This is a genomic window from Xanthomonas sp. DAR 35659 (genome assembly GCF_041242975.1).
Lineage (GTDB): Bacteria > Pseudomonadota > Gammaproteobacteria > Xanthomonadales > Xanthomonadaceae > Xanthomonas_A > Xanthomonas_A medicagonis.
In genome coordinates, this window is record NZ_CP162488.1 from 4,934,182 (window position 1) to 4,947,917 (window position 13,736).

11 protein-coding genes are annotated in these 13,736 nt (G+C 71.2%); 9 read left to right on the forward strand and 2 right to left on the reverse strand.

The window, feature by feature from the left end:
- Positions 1-18: 18 nt before the first annotated feature.
- From pdhA to AB3X07_RS21005, 6 genes are all read left to right on the forward strand, one after another.
- Positions 19-1,107, forward strand: coding sequence for a pyruvate dehydrogenase (acetyl-transferring) E1 component subunit alpha (pdhA, locus tag AB3X07_RS20980; protein ID WP_369940921.1), 1,089 nt, complete (start codon positions 19-21; stop codon positions 1,105-1,107).
- On the forward strand, positions 1,100-2,179 hold the full coding sequence (locus AB3X07_RS20985) for an alpha-ketoacid dehydrogenase subunit beta (RefSeq protein WP_369940923.1): 1,080 nt from the start codon (positions 1,100-1,102) through the stop codon (positions 2,177-2,179). Before pdhA ends, AB3X07_RS20985 begins: the two co-directional genes overlap by 8 nt.
- A 1-nt stretch (position 2,180) precedes the next feature.
- A complete protein-coding gene (locus tag AB3X07_RS20990; RefSeq protein ID WP_369940924.1) occupies positions 2,181-2,531 on the forward strand; it encodes an SH3 domain-containing protein in 351 nt (116 codons plus the stop codon).
- Complete coding sequence (locus AB3X07_RS20995; protein ID WP_369940926.1) at positions 2,528-3,970, forward strand: dihydrolipoamide acetyltransferase family protein; 1,443 nt, start codon at positions 2,528-2,530, stop codon at positions 3,968-3,970. The genes AB3X07_RS20990 and AB3X07_RS20995 overlap by 4 nt, the downstream gene beginning before the upstream one ends.
- A gap of 564 nt (positions 3,971-4,534) precedes the next feature.
- Positions 4,535-6,109 (forward strand): M4 family metallopeptidase, encoded by a 1,575-nt coding sequence (locus AB3X07_RS21000; RefSeq protein WP_369940928.1) that lies wholly within the window; start codon positions 4,535-4,537, stop codon positions 6,107-6,109.
- A 333-nt stretch (positions 6,110-6,442) separates the two neighbouring features.
- The gene (locus AB3X07_RS21005) at positions 6,443-7,717 is read left to right on the forward strand and encodes a DEAD/DEAH box helicase (RefSeq protein WP_369940930.1); all 1,275 of its coding nucleotides are present in this window, start codon (positions 6,443-6,445) and stop codon (positions 7,715-7,717) included.
- A 294-nt stretch (positions 7,718-8,011) separates the two neighbouring features.
- Here AB3X07_RS21005 and AB3X07_RS21010 read toward each other — a convergent pair whose 3' ends face one another.
- Complete coding sequence (locus AB3X07_RS21010) at positions 8,012-8,332, reverse strand: DUF6172 family protein (RefSeq protein WP_369940932.1); 321 nt, start codon at positions 8,330-8,332, stop codon at positions 8,012-8,014.
- Positions 8,333-8,540: 208 nt separating this feature from the next.
- Here AB3X07_RS21010 and AB3X07_RS21015 point away from each other — a divergent pair, with 208 nt between their 5' ends.
- Together AB3X07_RS21015 and AB3X07_RS21020 are read left to right on the forward strand one after the other, a co-directional pair.
- Positions 8,541-9,302 (forward strand): SDR family NAD(P)-dependent oxidoreductase, encoded by a 762-nt coding sequence (locus AB3X07_RS21015; RefSeq protein ID WP_369940934.1) that lies wholly within the window; start codon positions 8,541-8,543, stop codon positions 9,300-9,302.
- A gap of 781 nt (positions 9,303-10,083) precedes the next feature.
- Positions 10,084-11,376: a carbohydrate porin gene (locus tag AB3X07_RS21020; RefSeq protein ID WP_369940936.1), complete on the forward strand. Its 1,293-nt coding sequence runs from the start codon at positions 10,084-10,086 to the stop codon at positions 11,374-11,376.
- A gap of 226 nt (positions 11,377-11,602) precedes the next feature.
- Here AB3X07_RS21020 and AB3X07_RS21025 read toward each other — a convergent pair whose 3' ends face one another.
- Complete coding sequence (locus AB3X07_RS21025) at positions 11,603-12,235, reverse strand: NAD-dependent dehydratase (protein WP_369940938.1); 633 nt, start codon at positions 12,233-12,235, stop codon at positions 11,603-11,605.
- Positions 12,236-12,729: 494 nt separating this feature from the next.
- Between AB3X07_RS21025 and AB3X07_RS21030 the strand changes: the two genes are divergently transcribed.
- A complete protein-coding gene (locus AB3X07_RS21030) occupies positions 12,730-13,656 on the forward strand; it encodes a carbohydrate kinase family protein (RefSeq protein WP_369940939.1) in 927 nt (308 codons plus the stop codon).
- Positions 13,657-13,736: the final 80 nt, after the last annotated feature.

Below are 13,736 nucleotides of genomic sequence, written 5' to 3' on the forward strand. Positions count from 1 at the left end.
GTCGAGAGTGCCGCCGTCATGACCATCGCCGCGCAATTCGAAATCGAATCCCTGCAGTACCTCGACGCGAGCGGCCAGCCGGTCCGCGACGCGCTTCCGGCCGATTCGGCCAACCCGCAGACCCTGCTGGCGCTGTTCAAGCAGATGCTCTACGTGCGCACCTTCGACAGCAAGGCGATCGCCCTGCAGCGCACCGGCAAGCTCGGCACCTACGCGTCCTGCCTGGGCCACGAAGCCACCCACATCGGCATCGGCGCTTCGCTGCGCAGCGGCGACGTGCTGGCGCCCAGCTACCGCGAGTACGGCGCCATGTTCATGCGCGGCGTGCGCCCGCGCGAGGTGCTGCTGTACTGGGGCGGCGACGAACGCGGCAGCGATTTCCCGCGCGATTCGGATGCCGCCCGCGATTTCCCGATCTGCGTGCCGATCTCCACCCAGTGCCTGCATGCCGCCGGCGCCGCGCTGGCGTTCAAGCTGCGCGGCGAGGGCCACGTCGCGGTCGCCACTTGCGGCGACGGCGGCTCGTCGAAGACCGACTTCTACGCCGCGCTCAATTCCGCCGGCGCCTACCAACTGCCGCTGATCCTGTGCGTGATCAACAACGGCTGGGCGATCTCGGTGCCGCGCGCGGCGCAGACCGGCGCGCAGACCCTGGCACAGAAGGGCCTGGCCGGCGGCCTGCATTGCCTGCAGGTGGACGGCAACGACCTGATCGCGGTGCTGGAGGCGATGCGCCAGGCGCGCGAGCGCGCGCTGTCCGGCCAGGGCGGCACGGTGATCGAGTTCATGACCTACCGCCTGTCCGACCACACCACCGCCGACGACGCGCGCCGCTACCGCGACGACGCCGAGGTCAAGCGCGCCTGGGCGAACGAACCGCTGCTGCGGCTGCGCGCCTGGCTGACCGCGCAGGGCCTGTGGAGCGAGGCCGAGGAGGCGGCGTGGAAGCAGGAGTGCGCGCGCCTGGTCGACATCGAGGTCGACGCCTACCTGGCCACGCCGGTGCAGCCGGTGGAGGCGATGTTCGACTACCTGTACGCCGATCCGCCGCCGGACCTGCTCGCGCAGCGCGCCGAGGCCATCGCCCTGGAGCGCCGCCATGGATGAGCTCAACCCCCGCCTCGCCGACACCGCCGCCGCGCACGCGGCCGGCACCGCCCACAGCGCCGCCACCGCGCGCGGAGACAGCCCGATGACCAGCACGCCCATTACCCTGATCGAGGCGGTGACCCAGGCACTGGCCTGGGAACTGCAGCACGACCCGTCGGTGCTGGTGCTGGGCGAGGACGTGGGCGTCAACGGGGGCGTGTTCCGCGCCACCGCCGGCCTGCAACAGCGCTTCGGCGCGCAGCGCGTGCTCGACACCCCGCTGGACGAGACCACCATCGCCGGCCTGACGGTCGGCCTGGCCGCGCAGGGCATGAAGCCGGTGGCCGAGGCGCAGTTCGACGGCTTCGTCTACCCGATGGTCGATCACCTGATCTGCCACGCCGCGCGCCTGCGCAACCGCACCCGCGGCCGCCTGCACTGCCCGATGGTGCTGCGCGTGCCGTGGGGCGGCGGCATCCGCGCGCCGGAGCACCACAGCGAAGCCAACGAGGCCATCTTCACCAACGTGCCGGGCCTGCGCGTGGTGCTGCCGTCCTCGCCGCAGCGCGCCTACGGCCTGCTGCTGGCGGCGATCCGCGAGCCGGATCCGGTGATCTACATGGAACCCAAGCGCATCTACCGCCAGTACAAGGAAGTGGTCGCCGACGACGGCGAAGCGCTGCCGCTGGACGTGTGCTTCGTGCTGCGCGAAGGCAGCGACGTGACCCTGGTGGCCTGGGGCGCGCAGGTCAAGGAAGCGCTGGAAGCGGCCGACAAGCTCGCCGCCGACGGCATCAGCGCCGAGGTCATCGACGTGGCCACGCTGCGTCCGCTGGACTTCGACACCATCGCCGAATCGGTGGCGCGCACCGGCCGCTGCGTGATCGTGCAGGAGGCCCCGCGCAGCGCCGGCTTCGGCGCCGAGATCGCCGCGCGCCTGGCCGAGCAGTCGATGTACGACCTGGTCGCGCCGGTGCAGCGCGTGACCGGCTACGACACGCACATCCCGTTGTTCAGGCTGGAAATGAAATACCTGCCGAGCGTGGACAAGATCGTCGCGGCGGCCAAGCGTGCCGTCGCCGCCGGCTGACATGCGCGCGCGCCTGCTTAGCGATCACCGCGCCGCCTACCCGCACCCGATCCGCTTCGCCGCCGGCGAGCGGGTGGTGCTGGGCGTGCGCGACGAGGAATGGCCCGCGTTCGTCTGGACCACCACCGCCGCCGGCAACGCCGGCTGGGCGCCGCTGGCGTGGTTGCGGCCGACCGGGGACGGCCACGCCGAGGCCTTGCGCGACTACGACGCGCGCGAACTCGATGCCGCGCAGGGCGACACCGTGACCCTGCATCACGAACACGGCGGTTGGTGGTGGGCCGAGCGCGCCGATGGCGCGCAGGGCTGGCTGCCGGCACGCGACCTGGAACTGCTGGAAGAGACCACATGAGCGAAACCAAGACATTCAATCTGCCGGACCTGGGCGAAGGCCTGCCCGATGCCACCATCGTCGAATGGTTCGTCAAGGAAGGCGACACCATTCGCCTCGACGAACCGCTGGTCTCGATGGAGACCGCCAAGGCCGTGGTCGAGGTGCCCTCGCCGGTATCCGGCAAGGTGCTGAAGCTGGCCGGCGCGCCGGGCGACATCGTCGTCACCGGCAGCATGCTGGCGCAGTTCTCGCTCGATGCCAGCCTGCCGCAGCGCGCCGAAGGCCAGGACACCGGCCACCACCACGGCGGCGCGGCGGCCCCGGCCCACGCCGGCAAGGGCGCCGGCGCGGACACCGCCGCGGCCGACGATCGCGTGGTCGCCTCCGACGACGGCGGCGAACTGCACGACGCCGACAACGCCGCGCCGGCTGGCGCGCGCGACGATGCCGGCACCGTGGTCGGCGCGATGCAGAGCTCCAACGCCGTGCACAGCGAGCGCACCGTCTCGGTGGGCGGCGTGCGCGCGATGCCGGCGGTGCGCGCCCTGGCCCGGAAGCTGGGCGTGGACCTGGCGCGGGTGCGTGCCAGCGGCGGCGACGGCGCGGTGACCCTGGCCGACGTGAAGCAGGCCGCGGCCGATGGCTCGGCGCAGGTGGGCACGTCTGTAGGAGCGGCGTCAGCCGCGACTGCACGCGGCGCACAGGTCGCGGCTGAAGCCGCTTCTGCAAACGCTCACACGGCAGCGGCAACCTCCACCCGTGCCCCGCTCTCCGCCGCCGGCAAGCCGATGCGCACGCAGCCGCCGGGCGTCGCCGCGCAGGGCCAGCCCGAGCAGCTCAAGGGCGTGCGCCGCAACATGGCGCGGGTGATGGCCGACGCGCACGCCAAGGTGGTGCCGACCACGCTCAACGACGACGCCGACGTGCATGCCTGGGCGCCCGGCAACGACATGACCGTGCGCCTGGTGCGCGCGATCGTCGTCGCCTGCCGCGCGGTGCCGGCGCTCAACGCCTGGTTCGACGGCGACGCGCTGACCCGCACCCAGCACGCGCACGTGGACATCGGCATCGCCGTGGATACCGACGACGGTCTGTTCGTGCCGGCCCTGCGCAACGCCGACATGCTCGACGCGCGCGGCGTGCGCGAAGGCATCAATCGCCTGCGCCAGCAGGTGGAGGCGCGCAGCATTCCGGCCTCGGAACTGAGCGGCTACACCATCTCGCTGTCCAACTTCGGCATGTTCGCCGGCCGCTACGCCACGCCGGTGGTGGTGCCGCCGTGCGTGGCGATCGTCGCCGCCGGCCGCGCCCGCCACCAGGTGGTGCCGGTGATGGGCGGCATCGAGACGCACCGGGTGATTCCGCTGTCGGTCACCTTCGACCACCGCGCCTGCACCGGCGGCGAGGCGGCGCGCTTCCTGCGCGCGATGATCGACGACCTGGCGCTGGTGGACTGAGCAGGCGCACCTCGCCGCCGCGTGCGGCGAGGTGGCGGAGATTCGGACGCGCGTGTGCGAGAACATCGCCGCGCGGACAGCGCGTTCGACGTCTACGCTTTGCTGTTCCTTGCAGGGTTCGTCGCACGCGCGCAAGCCATCGTCCGCCCCGTGTAGGAGCGGCTTCAGCCGCGACACGACCCCCCCGATAACGCCGCATTGCGGCTGAAACCGCCCCCACACCGCGCCTTCCGAGCGAAGCGTCCACATCGCGCCCGCACGAAACGACGTGGTCCGCATCGCGTCTCGAACAAAGGGCGGCGCATGACGCCGTGATGGCGCACCCATCCACCGCGACCGCGCATCGCACATCGCGACACTGGTGCGCATCGCCGCCAGACCACGCGACATCCCGAGCGCCACCTGTCTACCACACGACGCAATGCCGCCGTTATGGTCGCTGCACAGGGGGAGGCACTGCGCCGATCGGCCGCACTGCCCTGAACGTCATGCCACGCACCGCGCCACGGCCGCTTCGCCGCCGCACCGGCGCGTCCTTCCTTTTCGCGTTCGAGGATTCCGCTCATGACCCTGTCGCTTCGTCATCGTCCGCTGGCGCTGCTGCCGTCCCTGCTGCTCGCGCTCGCCGCCACCTCCGCCAGCGCCGCGCAACGCGTGGACCTGCATGCCAAGGATCCGAACACGCTCGGCACCCAGTACCGCAGCGCGGCCGCCCGCGTCGGCGGCATTCCGGCCGCCGCCGCGGTCCGCCATGCCGAACTGATCGGGCTGGACGCCGAATCCGTGCTGACCCTGCTCGGCAGCAGCGAGGACCCCGACGGCACCGTGCACCGCCGCTACCAGCAGACGTTCCGCGGCATTCCGGTGTGGGGCGAACAGGTGATCGTCAGCGAGCGCGCCGACGGCAGCGTGCACAGCCTGTTCGGGCGCTCCGTCGCCGGGCTGGCCAGCGAACTGCCGGCCACCGCCGCCAATGCCTCCGGCGCGGCATTGAGCGCCGATCGTGCGCTGCTGCTGGCGCAGCGCGCCGCGTTCGGCGCGGCCCAGGGCGAGCGCCGCCTCGAACGCGCGCAGGCGCCGCAGATGATCTATCTCGACGACAGCGACCGCGCGCACCTGGCCTACGTGGTGTCGTTCTTCGCCGATGCGCCGCAGGGCGGCGCGCCGAGCCGGCCATTCGTGATCGTGGATGCGCGCAGCGGCGCGATCCTGAAGCAGTGGGAGGGCCTGACCACCCGCGACGCCACCGGCCCCGGCGGCAACGCCAAGACCGGCCAGTACGAGTACGGCACCAGCGGCAGCATCCACGGCTTCCTGGACGTGGACAACAACTGCCGCATGCAGAACACCAACGTCAAATCGGTGAACCTCAACGGCGGCAGCTCCGGCACCACCGCGTACCAGTTCACCTGCCCGCGCAACACCTACAAGGCCATCAACGGCGCCTACTCGCCGATCAACGACGCGCACTACTTCGGCGGCGTGATCGAGAAGATGTACCGCAGCTACGTCGGCGTGGCGCCGCTGAGCTTCCAGCTGGTGATGCGCGTGCATTACGGCTCGCGCTACGAGAACGCATTCTGGAACGGCTCGACGATGAACTTCGGCGACGGCAACACGCGCTTCTATCCGCTGGTCAGCGCCGACGTCGCCGGCCACGAGGTCTCGCACGGTTTCACCGAGCAGCATTCCAACCTCACCTACTCCGGCCAGTCCGGCGGCATCAACGAGGCGTTCTCGGACATGGCCGGCGAGGCCACCGAGTACTACCTCAAAGGCAGCAACGATTTCCTGGTGGGCGCGGAGATCGTCAAGGCCAGCGGCGCGCTGCGCTACATGGCCAATCCGACCCAGGACGGCGCCTCGATCGACAACGCCGCCAACTACAGCAGCGGCATGAACGTGCACTACTCCTCGGGCGTCTACAACAAGGCGTTCTACACCCTGGCCAAGACCTCCGGTTGGAACACGCGCAGCGCCTTCGAGGTCTTCGCCCGCGCCAACCAGCTGTACTGGACGCCCAGCACCAGCTTCAACAGCGGCGCCTGCGGCGTGCAGACCGCCGCCAGCGACCTGAGCCGTTCGGTGACCGCGGTGCGCAATGCCTTCGCCGCCGTCGGCGTGAGTTGCCCGCAGTAAGATCCGTGCCGGCACGCGTGGCCATCCGCGATGGATGGCCACGCGCTGCGGGGTCACGCGGGCAATCCAGAATCGCTGGCGGTGCCACGCTGTTGTAGGAGCGGCTTTAGCCGCGACGGATTTTCGGTAACGCGTGTCGCGGCTAAAGCCGCTCCTACACGTAGGCCGTTCAGTCGCGCCTGGCAATCTTGGCCAGGGCGCCGCGGCTGATCCCCAAAAGCAAACAGAAGCCACTCCCACATGAGCGCGTGGCGTGCCGACAGGCGACGCACCGAAGCCGCTGATGCATCGGGTCGGCGATACTGTGGCGTCTTCTACGTCCTTCCGCTCCCGATGCCCTTCGCTTCCCTGGGTCTGTCGCCCGCGCTGTATCCCGCCTTCGCCGCCGCGCTCGCGCGTGCCGGCTGGCGGACGCCCACGCCGATCCAGCAGCAGGCGGTGCCGCTGATCGTCGCCGGCCACGACCTGCTGGCCATGGCGCAGACCGGTTCCGGCAAGACCGCGGCATTCGCCTTGCCGTTGCTGCAGGCCTGCGCGCAGGCGGCCAGGCCGGCGCGCTCCACCCGCGTGCTGGTGCTGGTGCCGACCCGCGAGCTGGCGGCGCAGGTCGCCGACACCTTCGTCGCACTGGGCCTGGAACTGCCGCGGCGGCCGCGGGTGGTGGTGGCGGTCGGCGGGGTCTCGATCAATCCGCAGATGCTGGCGCTGCGCGGCGGCGCCGACGTGGTGGTGGCCACGCCCGGACGCCTGCTGGACCTGCTGGAGCAGCGCGCGCTGCAGCTGGACGCGGTGGCGCACCTGGTGCTGGACGAGGCCGATCGCCTGCTCGATCTGGGCTTCGCCGACGAACTGGGGCAACTCCTGGCGCGGCTGCCGGCGCAGCGGCAGACCCTGCTGTTTTCGGCCACCTTCCCGGCGCCGGTCGAATGCCTGGCACGGCGCCTGCTGCGCGAACCGCGACGCGTGGACGTCGCCGCCAGCGCCACGCCCGACGTCGCGCCGGCGATCCGGCAACGCGCCATCGAGGTCGATGCCACACAGCGCACCGCGCTGTTGCGCCACCTGCTGCAGAGCGAAGCCTGGCCGCAGGCGCTGGTGTTCGTCGCCAGCCAGCGTGGCGCCGAGAACGTGGCCGAGAAACTGCGCAAGACCGGCGTGGTCGCGCAGCCGCTACATGGCGAACTGAGCCAGGGCCGGCGCCGCCAGACCCTGGAGGCGTTCAAGGCGAATCAGCTGCAGGTGCTGGTCGCCACCGACCTGGCCGCGCGCGGGATCGACATCGCGCAGTTGCCGGTGGTGGTCAATTACGACCTGCCGCGCGCCACCGTCGACTACACCCACCGCATCGGGCGCACCGCGCGCGCCGGCGCCGCCGGCATGGCGGTGAGCTTCGTCGATGCGGCCAGCGCGGCGCATCTGCGCCTGATCGAGAAGCGCGAGCAGCAGCGTGTGCCGCGCGAGCGCATCGCCGGGTTCGAGCCGGCTGCGGCGGCCGCCACGCCCGAGACCGCGCCACGGACGGGGGGGATCAAGGGCAAGCGCCCGAGCAAGAAGGACAAGCTGCGCGCGGCGCTCGCGCAGCGTGGCGGAGCGCCTGCGAAGGAGTGAGTGCGTTGCGTGCGCGGCATGCGCGATGGCGCGCGCCGGACACGGGTGCGCTTACGCACGCGGTTCAGATGCATGACACGGTGCGTGCACGCAGTGTCTGCTTGCCGACGTTCTGTCGCGGCTGAAGCCGCTCCTAGAGTGTCTTGGTGCACTGTAGGAGCGGCTTCAGCCGCGACACACCCCTCATCGGCAGCCGCCGCATGCCTGCGTCGGGCATCTCAATCTTTCAGGGCCCTTCGGGTTTCTGTCGCGGCTGAAGCCGCTCCTACAGAAACGGGCGGAATGGAACCGGGCTCAATCGTCGAATGGATCGACAGCGGCGTCGCCCTTCGGCCGCGGCGTGCGCTTGCCCGGCTTGCTGCGGATCTCCACGTAGAACTGGGTGCCGCCGGCGGCGACCAGCGCATCGACCGAGCGCAGCAGGTCCGCCGGTGACACCTCCACGGCGCTGGCTTCTTCGCTCCCGAGCCGGGTGTCGAAATCCCAGTAGTCGGCGCCGGGCGGCAACGCCTTGCGGCGCTCGCGGCGGATGTACTTGCGGATGTCGTGCTTGCTGGCATCCAGCAGGCGGTCGGGATGCTTGCCTTCGATGCGGAGCTGGTACGTCTTCTTCACTGCGGAATCCTGGAAAGTGGGAGCGCGGGCGCAGCGCGATGCGGCGGCGGCCCGCAGGCCGGGGAGGCGCGGCCCGCCGGGCGACGCCGACTGCCGGCCGCCTGCGGGCGCGGCGGGCGGCCATGGTGCCAGAACCGGCGCCGCGCTGCGGGTTGGCCGATAATCGGTGCCGCTGCATGCTGTGCGCAGTCCCTCCAAGGAGCCGCCGATGACCGATCCTTCCACGTTCGCCGGTCGCCGTGTCCTGGTCGCCGGCGCCAGCCGCGGCATCGGCCTGGCCATCGCCGATGCCTTCGCCCGCCACGGCGCGGCGGTGGCGATCTGCGCGCGCAACCCCGACGACCTGGACGCTGCCGCCGCGCAGTTGCGCCTGCACGGCCAGCCGGTCTCGGCCCAGGCCTGCGACCTGGCCGATGCGGCGCAGATCCAGCAATGGGTGGCGCAGGCGGCCGCGGCCCTGGGCGGCACCGACGTGATGGTCAACAACGCCTCCGGCTACGGCCATGGCGACGACGACGCCAGTTGGCAGGCCGGGTTCGACATCGACCTGATGGCGGCGGTGCGCTGCAACCGCGCCGCACTGCCGTTGCTGCGCGGCAGCGCCCACGGCTGCATCCTCAACATCAGTTCGATCAACGCGCTGCGGCCGACACCGCGCGCGCCGGCCTACTCGGCGGCGAAAGCCGCGCTGAACTACTACACCGCGAACCTGGCGGCGGAACTGGCGCGCGAGCGGATCCGGGTCAACGCGATCGCGCCGGGCTCGATCGAATTCCCGGGCGGGCTCTGGGACCGCCGCCGCGAGCAGCAGCCGGAACTGTATCGGCGCATCCGCGCCACCATTCCGTTCGGCAACTTCGGCGCGCTCGAGGATGTCGCCCACGCCGCGCTGTTCCTGGCCTCGCCGCAGGCGCGCTGGATCACCGGCCAGGTGCTGGCGGTGGACGGCGGCCAGTCGCTCGGCGTCTGAACCACGGGGCGCGCGGCCGCACGCGCGCCGCGGCCGGCGAGCCTCGACTGGCCCGGTGGCGTCCCGCCATGCCCGCCTCGCCCGGCGACGCCAGGACCAGACCTGCAGCCGAAGCGCTCCCGGCCGCCCAGGACGGCATGCTCGCCATGCGCGGCTGCGCCGACCGCGGATCTGATCCCCCCTGCATTGCAGGCGCGCCACGCCGGCGGTCACCGGATCCGATCAGCCGCGCCTGATCAGATCGGCGATAGCCGCTGGCAGCGCCGCAGTGCTCCGCGAATGCGCCCGCCTCGTGCCTCCTGACGCTGCATCGCACAAAACGCACATCGTTGCCGGCGTCTTTGCGCACGGCGCGAGGAGGCTCGATGTCGTGCGAAAGCCCCGCCACACAAGGCTATCTGGTCGAATCGGCTGCAGCGACCCAACCCTTCGCCTGAATCAATAAAAAACAAAAACGTCACAATTCGAACAATAACGAACATGAAACGCGCATGACGCCGCTATCCTCCAGGCCACAGGGTTGCACCGTTGTTCCTCCAACCACGGCGCTGCCCGTGGCTTGGAGACCAGGAGGCCACGTGGACCAACCACACATCGACACCGGCACCTGCCCGCCTTCCGCGCGGCGTACGGCGCGTGCCGCGGTCACGAGGTCTGCGCGCCCTGAACCCCGCGCCGTCGCCGGCCGCGGCCCCCTGCTCCACGCGGCAGCCGCCGCGCCGGGGTCCTTTCCGATGAACCGGCCGCGCAGCCTGCCGGCCCCATGCAGAGCGAGTCATCCATGAACAAGTACCCATGCATCGCGTTGGCGGCACTGTCGGCGGCCCTGTGCTGCGCGCAGGCCGCGGCCCAGGACTTCGACCCGGCCAAGACCCTGACCGGCGACTGGGGCGGCGCGCGCTCGCGCCTGGTCGACAGTGGCGTGGACCTGCGCCTGTCCTACACCGGCGAGTTCGCGCACAACAACTCCGGCGGCCTGCGCGACGACACCTACGCCTATGCCGACCAGTTCTTCCTGGCCGGCACCTTCGACCTGGACAAGCTGTGGGCGTGGCATGGCGCCACCTTCAAGGTGGAAGTGGCCAACCGCAACGGCGACGCGCTCAACGACAAAGCCGGCTTTCCCACCCTGCTGGGGGTGCAGGAGATCCACGGCCGCGGCTCGGTGACGCGCCTGAGCCAGTTCTCGTTGACCCAGGAACTATTCGACGACCGCCTCAGCATCAAGCTCGGCCGCCTGTACGCCAACGGCGATTTCTTCTCGTTCTCCTGCAAGTTCCAGAACCTGAGCTTCTGCGGCGGCCTGCCCGGCTATGTCAGCAACGGCTGGTACGTCGACCCGATCAGCCAGTACGGCGCGGTGGTCACGTTCAAGCCCAACGACGCCTGGCGCTTCAAGGTCGGCGCCTACGACGTCAATCCGAACAACCTGGACCGCGACCAGGGCCTGAAGCTGAAGACCGACGGCGACAGCCAGGGCACGCTGCTGGTGGCCGAGGTCGAATACCTGCCCAGCTTCGGCGATGGACTACAGGGCCATTACCGCGTCGGCGGCTGGCGCAACAGCGCCAACTACCGCAACACCGTCACCGCCAGCGGCCTGCCCTCCGACCTCAGCAACGACACCACCGCGGTGATGGACAGCGAAAGCGGCTACTACGCCACCGCCGAGCAGGTGCTGTGGCGCGCGCCCGGCGGCGGTGCGCTGCGCGTGTTCGGCAACTGGGTGCAGGCCGACAAGGACACCGACCGCATCGACCAGATGCTGCAGGTGGGGGCGTGGCTGGACGCGCCGTTCGCGTCGCGCCCGGACGACCGCATCGGCTTCGCCGCCGGCCGGACCCGCGTCAGCGCGCGCCTGGGCGACGCGCAGCGCCGCTACAACGCCGCGCTGCCGGCCGGCGCGGCGGCGGTGGGCGTGCAGGAATACGAGTATCCGCTGGAACTGAACTACCAGTTCGCCATCACCCCGGCGCTGTCGCTGATGCCGAACCTGCAGTACATCCGCAACGCGAACGGCATCAAGGACAACAACGGCGTGGTCGGCGGATTGCGGGTCAGCATGAACTTCTGATCGCCGCATGCGGCGTCGCGCCGCCGCGATGGCGGCGCGACACGGGCTCGTTCTGGCGTGGTCGGCGCGAGCGTGGCGCGATGCGCGACGACGCGCGCCGGGTGGTCAGCAAGCCGATGCCGCCGCGGCGCTCGGTCAGTGCGCTCCGGCAGCGGCGCGTGCGCCGTGGCGCCACGCGCGGCGGCGGGGCCTGTCCTTGCATCGAGCGGCGAGAGACGCCCTGTGCTCAGACCAACTGATCGGAACCAACCACATGGAACCCGGCACGCGGCCGCAACGCGCCGTCCACCAGCGCGGCGGCGACGTGCGTTGCCGGATTGATCCGGTAGCGCCGCGGCACTAGCGGTCCCAGTGCGCGCAGCAACACGCCGGCCATGCGCTCGGCGCTGCGCGGCTGCGCACGCGCACCGCCGATCAGGCCCGGGCGCACCAGGGTCAGCGAGGCGAAGCCCAGCGCCTGCAGGTCGCGCTCCAGTTCGCCCTTGACCCGGTTGTAGAAGACCCGCGAGCGCGGATCGGCGCCCAGCGCCGAATTCAACGCGAACGCGGTGGCGCCGTGCTGCAGCGCCAATTGCGCGATCGCCAGCGGATAGTCGTGGTCGACGCGGCGGAACGCCGTGCGCGAACCGGCCTGCTTCATCGTCGTGCCCAGCGCGCAGAGCGCCGCGTCGACCTGCCACCACGGCGCCTGTGCCGGCAAGCGGTCGAAGTCCACCAGCGGGTTGTGCAGCTTGGGATGGACCAGATCCAGCGCGCGCCGGGTCGGCGCGACCACCGCGCTGCACGCCGGCGCGTCGAGCAGTTGGGCCAGCGCGTGACGGCCGACCAGGCCGGTGGCCCCGGCGAGCAGGATCTTCATCGCAGCCTCCTTGAAGGCGGTGGAGCGAAGTGGCGACTATCGCAGGCGTGGCGGCAAGGGGATGTCGGGATTGCGCGTGGCGGGCTCGGCTCCCGAGGCGCTTCGCGCCCGTACCCTCACCCCCAACCCCTCTCCCGGTGGGAGAGGGGCTAGCTGCTGTTCCTTCTCCCATCGGGAGAAGGTGCCCCGCAGGGGCGGATGAGGGTACGGGCGCAGCCTCGTGCGCCCACACACCGCGAGACGCTTCGCGCCGGACCCTCACCCCAACCCCTCTCCCGGTGGGAGAGGGGCTAAGGCTCTTCCTTCTCCCCTCGGGAGAAGGTGCCCCGTAGGGGCGGATGAGGATACGGACACAGCCTCGCACCCGACACGCACACCATGCGCCTACCGCGCAGCCCACCCAACCCCGGCGGTCGCCGCCCTGCGGCTTGTACGCCACAATAGCCGGCCATCGCGCCAGCCGGCGCCGCTGCAGCCAACCGAGGAGTCGTTCGATGTTCGTGGTGTGTGGAGAGGCCTTGTACGACATCTTCATCGACGGCTACGCCGGCACCTCGGTCGGCATGACCGCGCGCCAGGGCGGTTCGCCGTTCAACGTGGCGATCGGCCTGGCCCGCCTCGGCACGCCGTCGGCGCTGTTCACCGGCCTGTCCACCGATCCGCTCGGCCGCCAACTGCGCGCCACCCTGGAGCGCGAAGGCGTGGCGCCGGACTACTGCATCGACAAGGCCGAGGCGACCACCCTGGTGATGGTCGCGCTGGACGCGCAGGGCGTGCCCAACTACGGCTTCTACGGCACCGGCTGCGCCGACCGCGCGCTGACCGACGCCGACCTGCCGGCCTTCGACGCGGCGGTCGGCGGCCTGCACTTCGGCTCCTACACCCTGGTCGCCGAAACCACCGCCAGCGCTTTCCAGACCCTGGCCGAGCGCGAGCGCGGGCAGCGCCTGATCTCGCTGGATCCGAACGTGCGGCCCACCGTGGAACCGGACATGGCAGTGTGGCGCGCGCGCCTGCAGCGCTGGATCGCGCTGGCGCACGTGGTCAAGGTCAGCCAGGAGGACATCGAACTGCTGTACCCGCGGCAGGACCCGTTCGCGGTCGCGCGCGGCTGGCTGCAGCACGGTCCGTCGCTGGTGGTGATGACCCTGGGCGGCGACGGCGCGGTGGCCTGGCGCGGCGACGCCGAGGCGCGGGTGCCCGGCCGTGCGGTGCAGGTGGCCGACACGGTCGGTGCCGGCGACAGCTTCCAGGCCGCGCTGCTGCACCAGGTGCCGGACCTGGCCGCGCTCGCCGCGCTGGCGCCGACCCCGGCGGCGCTGCGGAACGTGCTGGACTTCTGCGTGGCCGCGGCGGCGATCAACTGCACCCGCGCCGGCGCCAACCCGCCGAACCTGGACGAGGTCCGCGCCGCGCTGTGAGGCCGGCGACGCGCCGGCTCAAGCGGGCGTGGCCGGCGCCGATATCCTGTTCCTGAGCGCCGTCCCGGTCGCCGCGTGCA